The 18,173-nt window shown below is 64.4% G+C and carries 18 protein-coding genes; 11 read left to right on the top strand and 7 right to left on the bottom strand.

Translation table 11 applies throughout. From position 1 onward, the window contains the following. The first annotated feature begins 6 nt into the window (after nucleotides 1-6). The 3 genes from ACPPVV_RS04490 to ACPPVV_RS04480 all read left to right on the top strand — a co-directional run bounded on the left by ACPPVV_RS04490 (nucleotide 7) and on the right by ACPPVV_RS04480 (nucleotide 1,686). Nucleotides 7-537, top strand: a complete 531-nt coding sequence (locus tag ACPPVV_RS04490) for a phage tail protein (protein ID WP_426702274.1) — start codon at nucleotides 7-9, stop codon at nucleotides 535-537. 64 nt (nucleotides 538-601) lie between these two features. Then, nucleotides 602-1,135 carry a phage tail protein gene (locus ACPPVV_RS04485; RefSeq protein ID WP_426702273.1) on the top strand — a complete coding sequence of 178 codons (534 nt, stop codon included), beginning with the start codon at nucleotides 602-604 and terminating at the stop codon, nucleotides 1,133-1,135. Continuing rightward, nucleotides 1,135-1,686 (top strand): N-acetyltransferase family protein, encoded by a 552-nt coding sequence (locus ACPPVV_RS04480; protein WP_426702272.1) that lies wholly within the window; start codon nucleotides 1,135-1,137, stop codon nucleotides 1,684-1,686. The genes ACPPVV_RS04485 and ACPPVV_RS04480 overlap by 1 nt, the downstream gene beginning before the upstream one ends. Here the strand turns inward: ACPPVV_RS04480 and ACPPVV_RS04475 are convergent. Then, nucleotides 1,679-1,963 carry a DUF6916 family protein gene (locus tag ACPPVV_RS04475; protein WP_426702271.1) on the bottom strand — a complete coding sequence of 95 codons (285 nt, stop codon included), beginning with the start codon at nucleotides 1,961-1,963 and terminating at the stop codon, nucleotides 1,679-1,681. The two genes, ACPPVV_RS04480 and ACPPVV_RS04475, sit on opposite strands and share 8 nt — an antisense overlap. Before the next feature lie 165 nt (nucleotides 1,964-2,128). Continuing rightward, a complete protein-coding gene (locus ACPPVV_RS04470; RefSeq protein WP_426702270.1) occupies nucleotides 2,129-2,362 on the bottom strand; it encodes a hypothetical protein in 234 nt (77 codons plus the stop codon). Between the two features lie 94 nt (nucleotides 2,363-2,456). Here ACPPVV_RS04470 and ACPPVV_RS04465 point away from each other — a divergent pair, with 94 nt between their 5' ends. From ACPPVV_RS04465 to ACPPVV_RS04450, 4 genes are all read left to right on the top strand, one after another. Beyond that, nucleotides 2,457-4,421: a CocE/NonD family hydrolase gene (locus ACPPVV_RS04465; protein ID WP_426702269.1), complete on the top strand. Its 1,965-nt coding sequence runs from the start codon at nucleotides 2,457-2,459 to the stop codon at nucleotides 4,419-4,421. 251 nt (nucleotides 4,422-4,672) lie between these two features. Further along, nucleotides 4,673-5,059 carry an ArsR/SmtB family transcription factor gene (locus tag ACPPVV_RS04460; protein WP_426702268.1) on the top strand — a complete coding sequence of 129 codons (387 nt, stop codon included), beginning with the start codon at nucleotides 4,673-4,675 and terminating at the stop codon, nucleotides 5,057-5,059. Then, nucleotides 5,037-5,537: an SRPBCC family protein gene (locus tag ACPPVV_RS04455; protein ID WP_426702267.1), complete on the top strand. Its 501-nt coding sequence runs from the start codon at nucleotides 5,037-5,039 to the stop codon at nucleotides 5,535-5,537. Before ACPPVV_RS04460 ends, ACPPVV_RS04455 begins: the two co-directional genes overlap by 23 nt. A 178-nt stretch (nucleotides 5,538-5,715) precedes the next feature. Further along, nucleotides 5,716-6,513 carry an alpha/beta fold hydrolase gene (locus ACPPVV_RS04450; protein ID WP_426702266.1) on the top strand — a complete coding sequence of 266 codons (798 nt, stop codon included), beginning with the start codon at nucleotides 5,716-5,718 and terminating at the stop codon, nucleotides 6,511-6,513. A gap of 18 nt (nucleotides 6,514-6,531) precedes the next feature. Here the strand turns inward: ACPPVV_RS04450 and ACPPVV_RS04445 are convergent, their stop codons facing one another. Then, nucleotides 6,532-8,418: an esterase/lipase family protein gene (locus ACPPVV_RS04445; protein ID WP_426702265.1), complete on the bottom strand. Its 1,887-nt coding sequence runs from the start codon at nucleotides 8,416-8,418 to the stop codon at nucleotides 6,532-6,534. 177 nt (nucleotides 8,419-8,595) lie between these two features. On the opposite strand from ACPPVV_RS04445, the gene ACPPVV_RS04440 reads away from it, so the two are divergent. Then, nucleotides 8,596-9,582: a DUF4105 domain-containing protein gene (locus ACPPVV_RS04440; protein ID WP_426703166.1), complete on the top strand. Its 987-nt coding sequence runs from the start codon at nucleotides 8,596-8,598 to the stop codon at nucleotides 9,580-9,582. Nucleotides 9,583-9,602: 20 nt separating this feature from the next. On the opposite strand, the gene ACPPVV_RS04435 is transcribed toward ACPPVV_RS04440, so the two are convergent. Further along, nucleotides 9,603-11,045 carry an RNB domain-containing ribonuclease gene (locus ACPPVV_RS04435; RefSeq protein WP_426702264.1) on the bottom strand — a complete coding sequence of 481 codons (1,443 nt, stop codon included), beginning with the start codon at nucleotides 11,043-11,045 and terminating at the stop codon, nucleotides 9,603-9,605. A 161-nt stretch (nucleotides 11,046-11,206) separates the two neighbouring features. Here ACPPVV_RS04435 and ACPPVV_RS04430 point away from each other — a divergent pair, with 161 nt between their 5' ends. Then, a complete protein-coding gene (locus ACPPVV_RS04430; RefSeq protein ID WP_426702263.1) occupies nucleotides 11,207-11,680 on the top strand; it encodes a GNAT family N-acetyltransferase in 474 nt (157 codons plus the stop codon). A gap of 62 nt (nucleotides 11,681-11,742) precedes the next feature. Here ACPPVV_RS04430 and ACPPVV_RS04425 read toward each other — a convergent pair whose 3' ends face one another. Next, complete coding sequence (locus ACPPVV_RS04425; protein ID WP_426702262.1) at nucleotides 11,743-12,525, bottom strand: SapC family protein; 783 nt, start codon at nucleotides 12,523-12,525, stop codon at nucleotides 11,743-11,745. Nucleotides 12,526-12,765: 240 nt separating this feature from the next. On the opposite strand from ACPPVV_RS04425, the gene ACPPVV_RS04420 reads away from it, so the two are divergent. Beyond that, nucleotides 12,766-13,377, top strand: a complete 612-nt coding sequence (locus ACPPVV_RS04420) for an HNH endonuclease (RefSeq protein ID WP_426702261.1) — start codon at nucleotides 12,766-12,768, stop codon at nucleotides 13,375-13,377. Between the two features lie 2 nt (nucleotides 13,378-13,379). Here ACPPVV_RS04420 and ACPPVV_RS04415 read toward each other — a convergent pair whose 3' ends face one another. After that, a complete protein-coding gene (locus ACPPVV_RS04415) occupies nucleotides 13,380-13,814 on the bottom strand; it encodes a low affinity iron permease family protein (protein WP_426702260.1) in 435 nt (144 codons plus the stop codon). Nucleotides 13,815-13,959: 145 nt separating this feature from the next. Between ACPPVV_RS04415 and dxs the strand changes: the two genes are divergently transcribed. Next, the gene (gene dxs / locus ACPPVV_RS04410) at nucleotides 13,960-15,852 is read left to right on the top strand and encodes a 1-deoxy-D-xylulose-5-phosphate synthase (RefSeq protein WP_426702259.1); all 1,893 of its coding nucleotides are present in this window, start codon (nucleotides 13,960-13,962) and stop codon (nucleotides 15,850-15,852) included. Nucleotides 15,853-15,878: 26 nt separating this feature from the next. Here dxs and ACPPVV_RS04405 read toward each other — a convergent pair whose 3' ends face one another. After that, on the bottom strand, nucleotides 15,879-18,137 hold the full coding sequence (locus ACPPVV_RS04405) for a TonB-dependent receptor (RefSeq protein WP_426702258.1): 2,259 nt from the start codon (nucleotides 18,135-18,137) through the stop codon (nucleotides 15,879-15,881). Between the last annotated feature and the right edge of the window lie 36 nt (nucleotides 18,138-18,173).

Genomic DNA, 18,173 nt, shown 5'->3' with positions numbered 1-18,173 from the left:
CACGCCATGTCTACGCCTTTTGTCGGAGAAATCCGGCTATTCGCCTTTTCGCGCATTCCCACCGGCTGGTTCGCCTGCGACGGCAGCCTGCAATCCATTGCGCAATACGAAGTTCTCTACACCTTGCTTGGCACCACGTTCGGTGGTGACGGCGTCAACACGTTCGGCATGCCCGACATGCGCGGGCAGGTTCCCCTGCACATGGGCAACGCCGGCGGACTGAGCCCGCGTGTGCTGGGCCAGAACGGCGGCAGCGAGAATGTCACGCTGCTGCCCGGCAACCTGCCACAGCATACCCATCCGTACCTCGCCACTTCGGGCATGGGCAACGCCGCGACACCCTCGCCCTCGGCACAACTGGGCGCCGTCAGCGGCGATGTGATGTACGCGAGCGACCTGACCGGCGCCCATGGCGTAGCGCTTGCACCGACCTCCGTCGGTTCGACGGGTAACAGCGGACCACACGAAAACATCATGCCCACGCTGACCGCGTCATTCTGCATCGCATGGGCTGGCATCTTCCCGTCGCAAAGTTGAGCCGCCGCATACAGTTTGCCAATGCATCATGGACCGCCCAGGCGGCCGCATCGAGGAGATCGACGTGACTACACCCTTTCTTGGCGAAATCCAGGTTTTCGGCTTCAACTTTGCGCCGGTCGGATGGGCCTTCTGCAATGGCGCGACCTTGCCCATACAGCAGTACAGCGCGTTGTTTTCCCTGCTAGGCACCAGCTATGGCGGTGACGGCGTGCGTACGTTTCAGCTGCCTAACCTGACGGGTCGCGCGCCCTGCAGCCAGGGCACCGGCCCGGGACTGACTCTACGCACCATCGGCGAAACCTTTGGCGCCAACACGGTTGCGCTGGATCAGAGCAGCATGCCCGCACACACGCATGCGCTGACCATCTTCAGCCAGCCCGATACCACCAAGCGAACCGCTTCGCCCAGCTCAGGCTACGGCATCCTGCCGCCGCAGAACTCCACGCCGTTCATCGGAGCAGTCGCGCCCAACGCGACACTGGCGCCAAACACGATCGGCCCAGCGGGCGGCGGCTTGCCGCATGAGAATCGACAGCCCTACCTGGCGCTGAATTATTGCATTGCCTTGCAGGGCGCATTTCCCAGCTTCAACTGATGACAGCCGTGCTCCACGGGTTTCCGGTAGCGCGCGTGGACTATCCGCGCGCGCCACCGGCCCTCCTCGATCGTGGTGTTGCCCTGCGGCCGGCAGGGGAAGCGGATCTGGCCTGGCTGCGCGCCTTGTACGCGGAAACGCGCGCCGAGGAACTGGCCATCGTGCCATGGGATCCCCAGGTCAAACAGGCATTTCTGGATAGTCAGTTCGATCTGCAGCATCGGCACTACCTGACGCATTTCGGACAGGCCGACTATCTCGTCATCGAAGAGCACACCCGGCCGATCGGGCGGTTGTACTTGCTGCGCGAGCCGCCGGCTTTCCGCGTCATCGACATCGCGTTATCGGCATCCGCACGATGCCACGGCACGGGTAGCGCACTGATTTCGGATATCCAGAAGCAAGCAGCAGCGCTCGGCTACGGCGTGGTGCTGCAGGTGGACAGCCGCAACCACAACGCGCGCCGGCTCTATGAACGGCTTGGTTTCCTGGCGACCGAACCCGGCGACTCCCACGTGCCAATGAGCTGGGGCGCATCCACGCTCAGTTGAAGATCGCCTGATAGACAAAGCCGCTTTTGTGCCTGCCCACGGGCACCAGGAAAATCTCGCATTCCCCCGCGACAGGGTGCTCCAGGCGAAAGATGTCCTGCGGAAACAGCGTCGGCGACTGACTGTGGAAGATCAGGCTGAAGGACTTGTCCGTCGTCGCCGAGCCGTCCAGCGCCGAGGCCTCGACCAGCACGAACTGAACCTCGCCACCCTCGCGTATCGCCACGAACGCGTCGTGCACGTGCGGCAGGAAACTCCGCAGTCCGGGATTTTCCATGACACCACCCTCGTCGAAAAACGCCCATGGTGGATGCCGCTCGGCAGCCATGCAACCAGGACCGAGGGCCTGCGGACTACATCGGCATGGTCTGCTCGTGGCAGCACGATGTGTCAAAGTTGGTCATAAATGGTGCAACCGTGACAGCACGGCATCGTCAAGCCGTCATTGCCCGCCCGCACCCGAAAAGGACTGCCCGGCCATCCGCAGGAATTGCTGGATCAGCGCCTCATGGGCCTCGTCAGCCTGCAACAACTCCCGCGCCATGGCTTCCTGCAAGGCGCTGACGCTCGCGGGCACCGCAGCCAACGGCTTCCTGACGGTGCCGCGCTCGGGCACGTCGAGCTTGACCGGCTCGATGTCGAGCAAATAGGTGATGTCGTAGGCGTGTTCGCTCATGCCACCATCAATGCAACAGGCTTGCCAACCTCCGGCGTCGGCTCCGGGTAGCCATTGCGGGTACGCTAGGCCGCATCGTCCGCCGGGGGTCACCATGAACGCGAGCCGCTTCATTGCAGGACTGCAACCTGCGCTGTTCACTTTGCTGCTTACCCTCGGCTGCGCCGCAAGGGCCGCCGACACGCCACAGGCAAAGTATCCGGCCTACCCCAGCGAGACGCCGGCCAAGTTCGTGCCGGCCACCGGCAGCTTCGACTACGTGCAACGCGACGTGATGATCCCGATGCGCGACGGCGTGAAGCTGCACACCATCATCCTGGTGCCGAAAGGCGCGACGCATGCCGGCATCCTGCTGACCCGCACACCTTACGACGCCAAGGCGCTTACCGCCCACACCATGAGCGGCCACCTCGGCCCGATGCTGCAGGGCTACGACAACCCCACCGACGTGATCGTGGAGGACGGCTACATCCGCGTGGTGCAGGACGTGCGCGGCAAATACGGCTCCGAGGGCGACTACGTGATGAACCGCCCGGTGCACGGGCCGCTGAATCCCACCCCGGTGGACGATGCCACCGACACGTACGACACCATCGACTGGCTGGTGAAGAACATCCCCGAGTCGAACGGCAAGGTCGGCACGCTCGGCATTTCCTACGACGGCTTCGAGCCGCTGATGGCGCTGGTGAACCCGCATCCCGCACTGAAAGTGTCGGTACCGATGAACCCGATGGTCGACGGCTGGATGGGCGACGACTGGTTCCACAACGGCGCCTTCCGCCAGCAAAACATGAGTTACATCTACGAGCAGACCGCCAGCCGCGACAACGGCATCAAATGGTGGACCAGCTTCCATGACGAGTACGACCTGTTCATGCACTTCGGCTCCGCCGGCGAACTGGGCCGGCAATACGGCATGGGGCAGCTCGGCTTCTGGAACAAGGTGCTCGCCCACCCGGCCTACGACAGCTTCTGGAGCGACCAGGCCGTGGACAGGTTGCTCGCCACGCAACCGCTGAAAGTGCCGGTGATGCTGGTGCACAGCCTGTGGGACCAGGAAGACATCTACGGCGCGCTCGCCGTGTACCGCGCGATCAAGCCGAAGGACACCGGCGGCAACATGGTGAAGCTGGTCATGGGCCCGTGGCACCACGGCCAGCAGATCGACGAGGGCAGCTCGCTCGGCGCGATCCGCTTCGGCAGCGACACTGCGAAATATTTCCGCGAGAAGATCCTGCGTCCCTACCTGGCGCAATACCTCAAGGACGGCGCGCCCAGGGCCGACCTTGCCCCGGTCACCGCATTCCAGACCGGCAGCAACCAGTGGCAACGCCTCGACCGCTGGCCGCTCGTCTGCGACAGAGGATGTGCGAGCAAAAGCCGCGCGCTCTACCTGGAGCCGGACCAGCAACTCGGCTTCGCCGCGCCCTCGGCCGGCGCGGCATACGACGAATACATTTCCGATCCGGCCCACCCGGTGCCGTTCCGCGCCCGACCGATCCAGCCCATCGGCTACGACGCCGGCCAGACCTGGTCGCAATGGCTGGTCGACGACCAGCGCGAAGCCTCCGGCCGCACCGACGTGCTCAGCTACATCTCCGCACCACTCACCGCACCGCTGACGATCGCCGGCGCGCCCGAGGTGAACCTGGTCGCCTCCACCAGCGGCACCGACAGCGACTGGGTGGTCAAGCTGATCGACGTCTACCCCGACCAGGTCGCCGAGCAGCCCGAAATGGGCGGCTACCAGCTCGCCGTGTCGATGGACATCCTGCGCGGCCGCTACCGCGAAGGCTTCGCCGAAGCCAAACCGATCGCCGCCAACCAACCGCTCGCCTACCGCTTCCCCCTGCCCGCCGCCAACCACGTCTTCCTGCCCGGCCACCGCATCATGGTGCAGGTGCAGTCGAGCTGGTTCCCGCTGTACGACCGCAACCCGCAGAGCTTCGTGCCCAATATCTTCTGGGCCAGGCCGGCGGACTACGTGAAGGCGACGCAGCGGGTTTATCACGCGCCGGACAAGGCCAGCTTCATTGCGTTGCCGGTGATCGGTGGCTAAAGCAGCCACCATTACCCGCGGCGCATACGTTTGCCTATATCCACGCCGTTCTTAGCGTTCGGCTGGCTCAACCCAATAATCCATTCAGTGTCGGCTTTCGACCCTGAGGAGTGATCCGACGCCCTGATCCGGCTGCCGCAAAGCCGCCGGTCGTAACGTTGCCCCATGCTCGGCATGCGCAGCTTGGGTTAGGAACAGCAGAGGAGCTACGTGCGATTTCCGCCCGCGGGGCATCCGCTTGCAAATCACCTATGGCTCGCCTTACAGTGAACCATATGGTTCAGTATCAAGCCCGCCTCGACACGACGTTCGCCGCGCTCTCCGATGTCACCCGGCGCGGCGTGCTGGAGCAGCTCGGGGGTTCAGATGCCTCCATCACCGACCTTGCCCAACGGTTTCACATGACCCTTACGGGCATGAAGAAACACGTCAGCATCCTGGAGCAGGCCGGGCTCGTGACCACCGAGAAGGTCGGGCGCATACGAACCTGCAAGCTCGGGCTGCGCCGGCTGGAAGAAGAGGCCGCCTGGATTGAGCGTCACCGCCAACTCTGGAGCGCGCGCTTCGATGCGCTGGACGAGCTTGTCGAACACCTGAAACGCAAGGAGAAGGCAGATGCCAAACGAAAAAGAAGGTAGTTCCGCCGCCATGAATCGCACCGACGTGAAGCGCAAGTCCGACCGCGAACTCATCGTGACGCGTACGTTCGATGCTCCGGTGCACCTTGTCTTCGAAGCATGGAGCAAACCCGAACTCTTCAAGCTTTGGTGGGTTCCGAAGTCGGCGGGCATGTCGCTGGTCTCGTGCGACATGGATATTCGCACCGGAGGCACGTATCGCCTCGTGTTCAGCCATCCGGCCTTCGATCAACCGATGGCGTTCTTCGGCACGTACCAGGAAGTGACGCCGAACGAACGCCTCGTATGGACGAACGAAGAAAGCGACCAGGGCGCCGTGACCACGGTGACGTTCGAGGAAAAGGCCGGCAAGACGCTGGTCACCCTGCACGAACGCTATCCTACGGAAGCGGCCCTCGACGAAGCTCTCGCCGGTTCGGCGGAAGGCTTGCCCGAGCAGTTCGCGCAGCTGGATGAGTTGCTCGCGGAAAGATCGTGACCACACCGCAGCCAGCGGCACATGGAAGTGATCGTGATGAAACATCACGATCACTTCCGCGCTGGCCAGTTCGGCGCCACGCGAGGACGCTATGCTCAGACGCGATTTCCTGAAGACTGCCATGGCGACTGCGGTGTTGATTGCGGCCCTTCCCGTTCAAGCCAGGGAGACTCCCGCCATGTCGATCGAGCATTTTGCCGACGTCGATGGCCAGCATCTTTTCTACAGCGTGCATGGCGCCGGCAAGCCGCTCATGCTTCTCCACGGCGGCATCGACCCGGACAGCTTCGGGAGCAATCTGGCCGAACTGGCCAAGGGCCGGCAGGTGATCGCCGTCCATCTCCAGGCACATGGACGCACGCCAGACACCGACAGGCCGCTGCGCAGTGAAACGATGGGCGATGACATTGCCGCCCTGATCGGCCACCTGAACCTCGGCAAGGCCGACGTGATGGGCTACTCGCTGGGCGCCAGCGTCGCGCTGCAGACGGCTATCCGCCATCCGGACGTGATAGACCGGCTCGTGCTCGTGTCCGCGGCGATGAGGCAGGACGGCTTCTATCCGGAGGGAGTGGCGGCCTTCAAACAATTGGAGGCCAACGCTGCCACGTTGGGCCCTGGCGTCAAGGCATCGCCGTTGGGGAAGGCCTATCCCGATGTCGATTGGACCAATCTCTTCAGGAAGGTCGGCGACCTGACCAAGCGCCCCTTCGACTGGAGCGCCGACGTCGCCAGGCTTCGGGCACGCACACTGCTGGTCTTTGCCGACGCCGACACCATCCGGCCCGAACACATGGTCGAGTTCTGGAAGGCACTGGGAGGCGGCCAGCGCGATGCCGGGATCGATGGCTCCCTGCGGCCCGCAAACGAGCTCGCCATCGTGCCGAACACGACCCACTACACGCTCGCCGTCGATCCCATGCTGCCGGAGATCGTCGACCGCTTCCTCGGACCTGCATCGAAGGCAGCAGGCTAGGCCCGCGAAGCGCCCAGCCTACGGCCGCCCGCCTTTTACCGCCTCGAGCTGCACCCGCAGAATCCGCCGCAACTCCAGGATCGCCGCCGGGGTTTCCTGCACGCTGTGCCAGGAAGGGATCGCCAGTTCGGAGTCGGCGCCATCGAGGTGGGCGCTGCTGTAAGGCACGACACCATCGCTGGTGGTGGGCAGCGGGCCTTTGGGTTTATAGACGCCAACGATCGTGTGGTAGTGCACGCGCGGCGAGATCGGCAGGTTGGCCGCTGCCTTGATGAAGGGGTCGGCGTCGCTGAGGTTGTCGATGCTGTTGGGCACGTGCAGCGCGGGACCTTGCTTGCCGGAGTCGTCTTTAAGCAGTTCCGACAGGCTGGCCACTTCTTTCAACACGGTGACCGGCAGGCGGATCAGTTCACCGATCCAGCGCGCCAGCCGGTGCTGCGCGTAGGGCGTGCCGCGATGCGGCGAGGCGAGGAACACCGCGCGGGTCACCTGCGGCATCGGGGTGAACTGCAGGTAGGGCGCCAGGCGTTGCCGCACGCGCGTACGTTTCGCCGGCGACAGGTTGGAGCGCAGCGGCACCACGTCCCATAGCCGGTCACCGCTGGAGGACACCAGCAGGCGCGCGATGACGCCGCCCATGCTGTGTCCGACCAGCACCATGTTCTGCGAGGCACGGGCGCGACCGCCGGGATCGTAGTGCTTCAGGGTCGCGTCCAGCGCCTTGCGAATGCTGGCGAGGTTGACCGCGACCGGCGCGTTGGTCGGGTAATAGACCTCCCACACCTGATAGTTGCGGCGCAGTTCCTCGTCGCCCATCACCTCGTTGGCCACGTTGATCCATGCTTCCGGACTGCTGGCCAGGCCATGCAGCATCACCACAGTCAGGCGGTCGGGATCGTACGGCTGCATCAACAGCACGCGCGGGGTTTTCAGGCCGCCCTCGCGCCCCAGCAACGAACGGATCGACTGGCTCGCGAAGCCCGAACGGGCCAGCCAGACACCGTAGGCCGCGGTGAAGTTGGCACCCAACGGAACCTTGCGGTCGCCGATGGTCATGCTGTCGTCGCGATACGGATCGCGCGCCACCAGTTGCACCTGCCTGGTGGCCAGCACGTCGGCCAGGGTGGAACCGGCGAAGACCAGCGCACCGGTCATCGAAACATAATCCGGATCACGCCACGGCACGTCGCTGGCGGCCTCGCGCGCTGGCGCAACCGCGACGAAGTCCGAACCAAAACCATCGCGCCGGTAGATATTGCGCAGACCGTTGAAACGCAATCCCGCGGCGGGGATGAGTTCGGCTGGCGGGTGTCCCCGATCGGCCAACCGCAGGTCGGTCTGCGGCCGCAGGACAGTCCAGCCGGCCAGTGATGTTTGTGTCCACTGCGAACCCAGCTTCGGCAACTCCTGGAAGAAGCGGCTCACCGCGCGCTGCACGGCAAAATTGTAGAAGCCAAGCACCTGTCCCTGGCGCATTTCGAAAGCCCGCTCGGTCGGCTGGCGCGCGGTGTAGAACAGGTAGACATAGGCGTAACGCGCGGACTGCAGGTAGGCATCCAGCGTTGGCGCATCCATTGCCGCATCGGTCTTCGCCCGGTCACTCTTGATCGCCTTGCCCAGCCAGAGTTCGGCCAGTGCCGAAAAGCGCTGCTCGTCACTCAAACCCGGTGAATGCGCGAGGACATCGGTGCAGTCGGCGAATCCGTCCCGACAGCTGTCTGTGGTCAGCGCCACCACGTTGAGTGCCTGCACCGTGCTGTCGCTCAGGCGGTGGCTGCCGATCACGTCGGCGCGTCGCTCGTTGGCGTAATCGTGTGGCTTGACGTGACTCACGCCGACCATCGCGCAGGCGTTCAGGCAGAGCAGCGCGGCGAGCACCAGGCAGCGCGTGACTCCTACCTGCATTCCACTTTCCATGGGCGTCGTGTCCGTCCGGCCAGGCGAGACACGATTGTAGCCATGCCCGCCTGCGCGAGACAGTTGCCCACGGCGCGGTGGCGCATGGATTGTGTTCCCCACGCCAAAACGGCACGCTGGCGCGGTGACCGCGACTTTGGGAAGACGATGGCGAACAAATGCTGGATGATCGTGCGGATGGTGCTTGTCGTACTGGCGGCACTCGTCACCCTGGTCTCCGGAGCGTGGGGTGCGATGGCGTTGTGGTATCAGCTGCCTGGCGGCGCCGTGGTCCGGATGCTCGGCAGTGCCGTATGGATTGTCGTCGTGATCGCCCTCGCCGCCATCACGATCAGTCGGCGCAGCTGGCTGCCGCTGGGCGCATACGTGGCCATGTACGCGGTGTTGCTTGGATGGTGGGTCAGCATTGCGCCGTCCAATCAGCGGATCTGGGCGGACGACGTATCCCGGCCGCTGGTCGGCAAGGTGGTTGGCAATGAAGTCACCCTCGACAACGTGCGCAATTTCAACTGGCGCAGCGACACCGATTACGACGCACGCTGGGAAACCCGCCACTACGACTTGGATCATCTCGCCTCGGCCGATGCCGTGCTGTCGTACTGGAGCAGCAAGGCGATCGCGCACGCGATGATCTCGTTCGGTTTCGACGACGGCAGCCACGTGGTTTTTTCGGTCGAGATCCGCAAGCAACGCGGGCAGCAGTATTCGGCCATCGGCGGTTTCTTCAAGCAGTTCGAAACCGCCCTGGTCGCCGCCGACGAGCGCGACATCATCCGCGTGCGCACCAACGTCCGTGGCGAGGACGATTACCTGTATCCGCTACGCATGAACAAAGCGGCGATGCGCGCGCTGTTCCTTTCCTACGTGCACGCTGCCAATACGCTGGCCGGCACGCCGGCGTTCTACAACACCATCACCTCGAACTGCACCACCATCGTCTACCGCATGGCGCGGCAGATCGATCCCGGCTTGCCGTGGGACATCCGCCTGCTGATGACCGGCTACCTGCCGGGTTATCTGCACGACGCCGGCGCGGTGGACCAAAGCGTGCCGGTCGACGAATTGCGTCGCCGTGGCCGAGTCACCGAACGGGCCAGAAACACTACGGCTGGCGACGATTTCTCGCGCGCGATCCGCGCCGGCATGGAGTGACGGCGCGGCGATTCCGACCGTTACTGCGCCAGCTCGAACCGCGTCACCCGCTTGACCGGATCGGCTTCGACCAGAGTCACCTTGACGTCGGCGCCGAGCGGCAGGGCCGATGCACTGGATACGCTGGCTTCGATCGCAGGATCACGCACGATGACGATGCCTTTGCCGGGAGCGTTGGCGGCGACCTCGACGATCGCACCGTTGAACGTTTCGCCAACACGCGGTGCCAGCGCGGCGGCTTCGGCCAGATCGAGCACGGCTTTCTCGTACTGGCTGGCACGATGGCCGGAGGCCTGCATCGTGGCGGGCAGGCCCGGCAACGCGGCGAGCACCCAGTCGGGCACCGGCTGTTTCGCGCACAAGGCCACGCAGACTTCGCCGGTGTAGCGATCGACCAGCCGACGCAGCGGCGCGGTGGCATGGGTGTATTCCGCAGCCAGCGCCCATTGCTTCGGTTGCGCGGGCAGACTGCCGTTGAACGCGGCGTAGCCGGCGCCGCGCAGCACCGTGGTGCATGCGGTCAGCATCGCGACGTGGGTGTCTTTGGTGGGGTCGAGCGAGCGGATGAAATCGGGATAGCTCTGTCCGGCCGGCCACACAATGCCGAGCCCTTGCGCCGTGAGGCGTAAACGCTGCAACGATTGCGGCTCGGGTTCGGGCAAGGTGCGCAGCAGGCCGACCCTGGCCTGCACCATCAGCTGCGCTGCCGCCATGCCGGTCAGCAGTGAGATCTGTTCGTTCCAGTCCTCGACCGCCAGCCGCGCGCGGAAGGCCAGCGTCCAGCGGCCATCGACCACGTCGATCTCCTGCTCTGGCAGCGGCAGGCTGATGCCGCCGCGCGCCTGCTCGCGCTGTTTGCGCAGCTCGCCGATCTCGCGCAGCACGGCCCACATCGGGTCGGCGGTACCGGCATCGATCTGCTGTTGCACGCCGACATAGTTGAGTTTGGCGCGACTGCTGACGCGGGCACGGCACACGTCGATGCTGCCGATCCCGCCAGTCTTGTCCAGTTCAATCGTCCACAGCAAGGCAGGCCGCAGCTGGCCAGGCAGTAACGAGGTGGCGCCTTCGGACAACACCTTCGGATGCAGCGGAATCTTGACGTCCGCGCCGTACAAAGTCTCGCCGCGGCGGTTCGCTTCAAGGTCGACCGGGTCACCGGCTGTAACGAACGCGGCGACGTCGGCAATCGCGTAATACACGCGGTGGCCGCTGTCGGTGCGCTCGACGTACATCGCCTGATCCAGATCCATCGATTCCGGTGGATCGATCGTGACCAGCGCGATGTCGGTGCGATCCAGTTCCGGTAACCGTGGACTGGCAGCGGCCTGCGCCGCAGCGGCTTCGACTTCCGGCGGAAACGCCAGCGGCAGTTTCAGCTGGCTCTGGATGTCGTGCATACCCTGCACGAGCACATTGTCGTCGATGGGCTGGATGTGGATGCGACGGGTGGTAGTCGGCACAGGCGATCTTCCTTGCTTAGGTGGTATTCGGCGGCCCGGAACGGAGACGCTGCCCCGGCCGTTGCCGCAAGCACCAAAATATACACGTGGCGAGCGGGACTACCGCGCCCTGCACGCAAGGTGTAGAAACGACGATCTCACCCTGCCACCGATCGCCGCCCATGACCGACCTGCCCCTGCTGATTCGTCTGGCCGAAGACGACGACGATTTCATCCTCGCGCTGGTGCCGCGCTTCGTTGATTTCACCCTGCCGCCATGGCGGCGACGGCACGAATGCATCGAGGGCATCCGCAATGATCTGCTGCGGCACCTCGAAGACCAGCCGGCCAACAGCTATCTGTTCGTGGCCGAGGATGCCGACGGCGAGCGGGTCGGTTTCATCCACCTGCAACGCACCGCGGATTTTTTCACCGGGCGCAGCAACTGCCACGTCTCCGATCTGGCGGTAGCACCGAAACACGAAGGCAAGGGCGTCGGCAAGGCGCTGCTCGCGCACGCCGAGACGTGGGCGCGCGAGCATCACTGCCAGCTGGTGACGCTGGCGGTGTTTCCCGGCAATGAGCGTGCCCGCGCGCTGTACGAAGCCTCCGGCTATGCGCCGGACCTGCTTCGGCTGGCCAAACCGCTGCACTGACGCCGCGCACGAAAAAGCCGCCCGCAGGCGGCTTTTTCCTGGTTACCCGATGAACGGCGTAATCAGTTGGTGGTGCCGCTGGCAGCCGCTTCGGCCTGCTCGCGTTCGTCCAGGCGCTGGGCCAGGCGATCGATGTTGGCCAGCGACAGCAGGTGCGCGTAGACCCAGCCCATGGCACCTTCACGCACAAGTTCGTTGGTGATCTTCTCGTCCAATGCACGCAGCTTGTCTTCGTTGATCACGAACAGCCCGTTGAGGTTGATCGCCTTGCCTTCCTTGCCGTCCTGACCGTCTTTCTGCAGCCGGACGTTGCGCGGCTCCAGCAGGTCGTGCTTGACCAGCTGCTCCATGAACCACTTGGTGCGCGCGATGTTCTGCTGGAATTCACCGAGAAAGCCGACGGCATTGGCCAGCATCTCGCTGTCGGTGCCGTCTTCCTTGAACAGGCGCTCGCCTTCGCTGGCGTTGAAACCCTCGTAGGATTCATCGAGGAACACCGTGAAGTCGTCGCCCTCCTGATCGACCGGCTTTTCGGCCAGCACGAACGGATAACGACGCACGAACGCCGGGATGTAGGTGTTCGACGCCCAGTGGCCCTCGGCGTCCACATAAAGGTTTTCGTTCTGGCGCAAACCCAGCATGGCGACCGGGCCTGCGCTGGCAACGTCGTTGCCGGTGAACACGATCAACAGATCGCGCGCGGCAACCCCGAACTCGACGCCGGTCAGTGGCACCGAATGGGCGTTCATCGCGAACTTTACGTTCGGCACGCCCTTCAAGCGCAGATCCTTGTGTTCGGTACGATTGAGCGGCACCGGGCGCTCGTAGAAAAGAACTTCAGCCACGTTGACTACCTCTGCCCTCGCCGTGCCGGGTCACCACCGAAGCGCCCCTACCAAACCCGGCGTCGGGTCTGTGTTGACTGTCAATCATATCAGTGCTTTGGCGCGACGTGCGACTGTCGGCGTAAAGCCCCTAGCCGGATTTGCATGCGAATTGCAATGGAAATGTTCTATGCTGGCTGCAGACAAGCATTCCGCATTGCCTAGACATTCTTTCGAAGCCCTGGCTGAAGGACGGTTTACATGCTGATGGAAGTGCCAAGTCGGGCCGATATCAACGCGACCCGCGTGTTGTCACTGGACGCCGCCGGTCGCATCCTCGACTGGATCAGCTGGCAGGACGCGGCATGCCTGTACGTCCGTGACGTGGTGGCCTGGACGCTGGGCGACCCCTGCCTCACCGTGCATGGCGGCCACAATCGCCAACTTGGCGTGCAAAGCCTGCTGCAACTGCATCCGATCATCGCCAGCACCGGCCATTGTCGCGAGCATGCGATCGATCCGGCCCCGGCACTGACCAACACCGCCCTGTTCGCCCGCGATCGCCACATCTGCCTCTATTGCGGCGAGCATTTCGTTCGCGCCGAACTGACCCGCGACCACGTGCTGCCGATTTCCAAGCACGGCAAGGACGAGTGGGAGAACGTGGTGAGCGCCTGCCTCGCCTGCAATTTGCGCAAGAGCAACCGCACCCCGCAGCAGGCCAACATGCCGCTGCTGGCGATACCGTACCGGCCGAGCTGGGTCGAGCACCTGATCTTGTCCAATCGCAACATCCTGGCCGACCAGATGGAGTTCCTGGTCAGCCGTTTGCCGCGCGACCGGCGACCGATGGCCACGGCTGCCTTTGCCTGAGCTCAATCGGCAGCGTCGTCCTCGCCCTCGTCGTTGTGCATGTCCTTGATGTCCTTCTCGATCGAGGACAGGTCACCGTAGGCCTGCTTCGCCAGCTTGCAGTAGTGCTTGCGGATGCGATCCAGGTCGTCCTCGTCCAGCTCCTCCAGGTTCAGCAGCGCGTTGTGCGCATGGCTGGTTCGGATCAGTTCGTCCAGCTTGATCTGCAACGATGCGGTATCCCTGTTCTGGCTGTTCTGGATCAGGAATACCATTAGGAAGGTGATGATCGTGGTGCCGGTGTTGATCACCAGCTGCCAGGTGTCGCCAAAATGGAAGAACGGCCCGCTGGCGGCCCAGACGATCACCACCAGGGCCGCCAGCAGGAAGGCCATGGGCCGCCCGGCACCGCGCGCGGTGGCCTCGGCGAAGCGACGAAAGATCGAGGGAGAATTCACGGATCACACCTTGTTTCGGGGAGTGAGTGAAAGCGTCGCGCGCAGCATGTCTTCGCCATGTGCAGACCGCCGCCTGACCCGCCACGCCGCGTTTGTTCATACGCCCGCCCTTGCCCCGCCCCCTCGCTGGGCCAACAATACGCAGATGAACGATCTTTCCCGCTACCCCCACCTGGCCCCGATCGATACGCCGGCCGACCTGCGCCGCGTGCCGGACGAAGAACTGCCGGCGGTCGCCGACGAGCTGCGCCAGTACCTGATCGAGGCCGTGGCAAGCTCCGGCGGCCACTTCGGCGCAGGCCTGGGCGTGGTGGAGCTGACCGTGGCGCTGCACCACGAATTCGACACGCCGCATGATCGGCTGGTGTGGGACGTAGGCCATCAGTGCTACCCGCACAAGATCCTCACTGGCCGGCGTGAGCGCATCACCACCATCAAGAAGAGGGACGGCCTGGCACCGTTTCCGCGCCGCGAGGAAAGCGAATACGACACCTTCGGCGTCGGTCATTCGTCCACCTCGATCTCCGCCGCGCTGGGCATGGCGATCGCCGCCCAGCGCAAGGGCGACCATCGGAAGGTGGTGGCGGTGATTGGCGATGGCGCGATGACCGCCGGCATGGCGTTCGAGGCGCTGAACCATGGTGGCGACGTGGAGCCGGACATGCTGGTGGTGTTCAACGACAACGGCATGTCGATCAGCGAGAACGTCGGTGCACTGACCAAGGTGATGGCGCGCGCAATGGCCAGCCGTCGGCTCAACCAGTGGCGTGAGCGGGCCAAGCGTGCGATCCCGAAAAAATCCTTCTTCGGCCGCTGGTTCAAGCGCTGGGAGGAGCACGCCAAGGGCATGTTCGTGCCCTCGACGCTGTTCGAGGAGCTCGGCTTCCACTACACCGGTCCGATCGACGGCCACAACATTCCGCAATTGCTGCAGGCGCTGCGCACGGTGAAGAACCTGCCCGGCCCGCAATTGCTGCATGTGATCACCACCAAGGGCAAGGGTTACGCTCCGGCCGAACAGGCGCAGATCGAATATCACGCAGTCGGCCCGTTCGATCCGCAGGCCGGCCTGGTGAAAAAAGGCGCGCCAGCCAAACCGACCTATACCGACATCTTCGGCGACTGGCTGTGCGACCAGGCCGCCGTCGACCTGCGTCTGCTCGGAATCACCCCGGCGATGCGCGAAGGTTCCGGGCTGGTACGTTTCTCGAAGGAATATCCGCAGCGCTATTTCGACGTGGCGATCGCCGAGCAGCATGCGGTGACGCTGGCCGCGGGCATGGCCTGCGAAGGCGCCAAACCCGTGGTAGCGATCTACTCCACCTTCCTGCAGCGCGCCTACGACCAGGCGATCCACGACGTCGCCCTGCAGAACCTCGACGTGACGTTCGCGATCGACCGCGCCGGGGTGGTCGGGCCGGACGGCGCCACCCATTCAGGCAGCTTCGACCTCACCTTCCTGCGCTGCCTGCCGAACATGCTGATCATGGCGCCGGCCGACGAGAACGAGTGCCGCATGATGCTCTCCACCGGCTTCCAGTACGCCGGCCCCGCCGCCGTGCGCTATCCGCGCGGCACCGGCCCGGGCGCTGCGATCCATCAGGAGCTGGACACGCTGCCGATCGGCAAGGCCGAACTGCGCCGGCGTGGCCGCGGCCTGGCTTTGCTCAGCTTCGGCGCGATGCTGGCACCGGCCGCCACGGTCGCCGCCGAACTCGACGCCACCCTGGTCAACATGCGTTTCGTGAAACCACTGGACGAAACCATGATCGTGGAACTGGCGAAAACCCACGACGCTTTTGTCACCCTGGAAGACAACGCGATTGCCGGCGGGGCCGGCTCCGCCGTGGCCGAATGCCTGGCAGCGCACGGCATCACCCTGCCGATCCTGCATCTGGGCCTGCCCGACGTTTATCTGGAACACGGCAGCCGCGATGAAGTACTGGTCATGGCCGGCCTCGACCTGCCGGGCATCCGCAACGCCATCCGTGCACGCTTTCCGCAACCCGCCGCGACCAGCATCGCGAGCGCGAGCTGATTCCTGCGTCACGCGATCGGACAAGGCTAGAACGGCAGGTTGACCGACACGCCGAGCGTGCGCGGCGTGGTCAGTTGCACCAGCATCGGGCCGCCCACGCTGGCGAGGAAATTGATCGCTTCTGAATTCAGTGTGCCCACTGGCGCGTGCCGATCGAGCGCGTTGCGCAGATAGATGTCCACGCTGGCACCGTGACTAAGCACCACGCCGGCATCGAGGTCGAGCTGGCCCATGCCCGGAAGCCTGAAGTCCGGATCGCTGGAGTCATTGGCGAAGCCGGCATGGCGCCGACTCGACAAGCGCAGGACAGCCCCTGCATACGCTGCGTCGCCGGCCAGATGAAAGTTGTAGCGCGTGTCGAGCGTGGCGGTCTGCCGGGCGGAGTATGGCAAGGGCGCGCCCGAGGCGATGCCCAGTTCGGGGCGCGCATCGAGTGTGCGCGCATGAGTATAGGCGGCCGATGCATTGATGCGCCAGTGGCCGGGAGTGAAGCTCGACTGCAGCTCCAGGCCATCGATGCGTGCATTGCCCGCGTTCTGGATGATGGTGTTGCCAAGCGTGTACGTATACAGCTGCAGGTTGTGCCACTCGATATCGTAGGCATCGACGCCGAGGCTGATCGTGCCGTCCAGGTGGCTGCCCTTGTAGCCGAGTTCGTAGCTGGTCAGCGAGTCGGCACCGAAGGTATTTTTCGCGTTGGCGTTGGGCCCGAGGATGGTGCTGTTCACCGGTGCCTGCAGGCCGCCCGGCCGATAGCCGGTCGAGGCGCGCATGTAGTAGGAACGCGTCTTGTCGGGGCGGTAACTGACCGTGAGCATCTTGGTGATGTCGTCGCTCACCATGTGCTCGTGGAAACCGCCGGGGCTGCCCGCCACCGGGCCATCCTCGACATTCGACAGGTGTTGGCTGTTGCCGCTGGCACGCACGCCGCCGGCAATATCCCATTGCGGCGTGACGTGCCAGGTGAGGTCGCCGTAGCCGGCGTACTCGGTGAAGCCCGCGCGTACTTGTTGCCCGAGCAGCCGGTAGATGCCCGGCGGCGGCAGCTGGGCACCGAGCAGGCTGTACTGCTCCCACAAATTCTCGCGATTGAACCAGGCGCCGACCAGCCAGTCGAAACGTGCTCCCTTGCGCGAGGTGAGACGCACTTCCTGCGACGCCTTGTGCACGTCGTAACCGGAGTCGACATAGAGCGTACTGAGTTGCCGGTCGACACCGAACACCGGACCGAGCACGTTGAGCAGGGCCAGGAAGGCATCCGGATAGTCCTGCACGCTGCGGTTGACGAAGTTCTGGTACGAGCTGATCCAGTCCAGATTGGCCCAGCCGAAGTCGTAGCTGGCGCGGAACGCATACAGCTGCAACGTCTGCGTGAATGGCTCGCGGTGATTGAGCCGGCGGTTGTACGGGCCGCCGGAAATGGGTTGGCCGGTGGTCAACGAATAGTCCGCCATCGACAGGCCGTCGGCAGCGATCTTCTGTGCCATCGCGCTGAGGTTGAAACTGAGCCGATCGGTGGGGTCGACCTGCAACTGCACGCGCACGCCCTTCGTGTGCGTGCGATCCGCGCCCTCGGCCGGTGCTTCGCCCACCGCGCGGTAGACCCCGGCGCTGTGCTGATCGAACGCCGACACCCGCAAGGCAGCCACATCGCGCAGCAACGGCAGATTCGCCGTGGCGCGTTCCGTGTAGTTCATTCCGGCTTGCTGCGTGTGCGAAATATCGAAGCCGGCGGAACCGGAGAAGTCGCTGGTATCCGGCTTGTTGGTGACGTACTTGATCAGGCCACCCATCGAACCGGCGCCGTACAGCGTGCCCTGCGGGCCGTAGAGAAATTCCACGTGGTCGAGGTCCATCAGCGCCGCATCGAACAAGAAGGTGGCGGCCGACGCATACACGGTACTGCCACCGACCGGCACGTCGTCGATGTAGACGGAGACGGTGGGGCTGGTCTGATTGCCGGTGGAAACACCGCGCATGATCACCTCGCCCTCCCCGGTGCCACCCTGGCTGGCGAAGAACACGCCCGGCTGGTACGAAGCGTAGTCGCTCAGCGTGCGCGCACCGAGTTGTTGCAGCGTTTGCGCGGACACCGTGTTGACGTGCATCGGCACCTCGCGTGAAGGCTCGCGCCGCCGGTTCGCGGTAACGATCACTTCACCCAGCGTCGTCGCATTCCGTGTCTGCGAAACTGCATTTCCGGCGGGCAACGGCGCGGATGAAGCGGTGGCCGGATCACTGCTCGACTGCGCGACGGCTAGGGCCGGGGCAAGCAATAACGACATGCCAATCGCGCAACAGCCGCGCGGGCCACCCCAAGC

It is taken from the genome of Rhodanobacter sp. Col0626, from assembly GCF_049994385.1.
Taxonomy (GTDB): domain Bacteria; phylum Pseudomonadota; class Gammaproteobacteria; order Xanthomonadales; family Rhodanobacteraceae; genus Rhodanobacter.
This window is presented reverse-complemented; position numbering and strand designations above follow the sequence as displayed.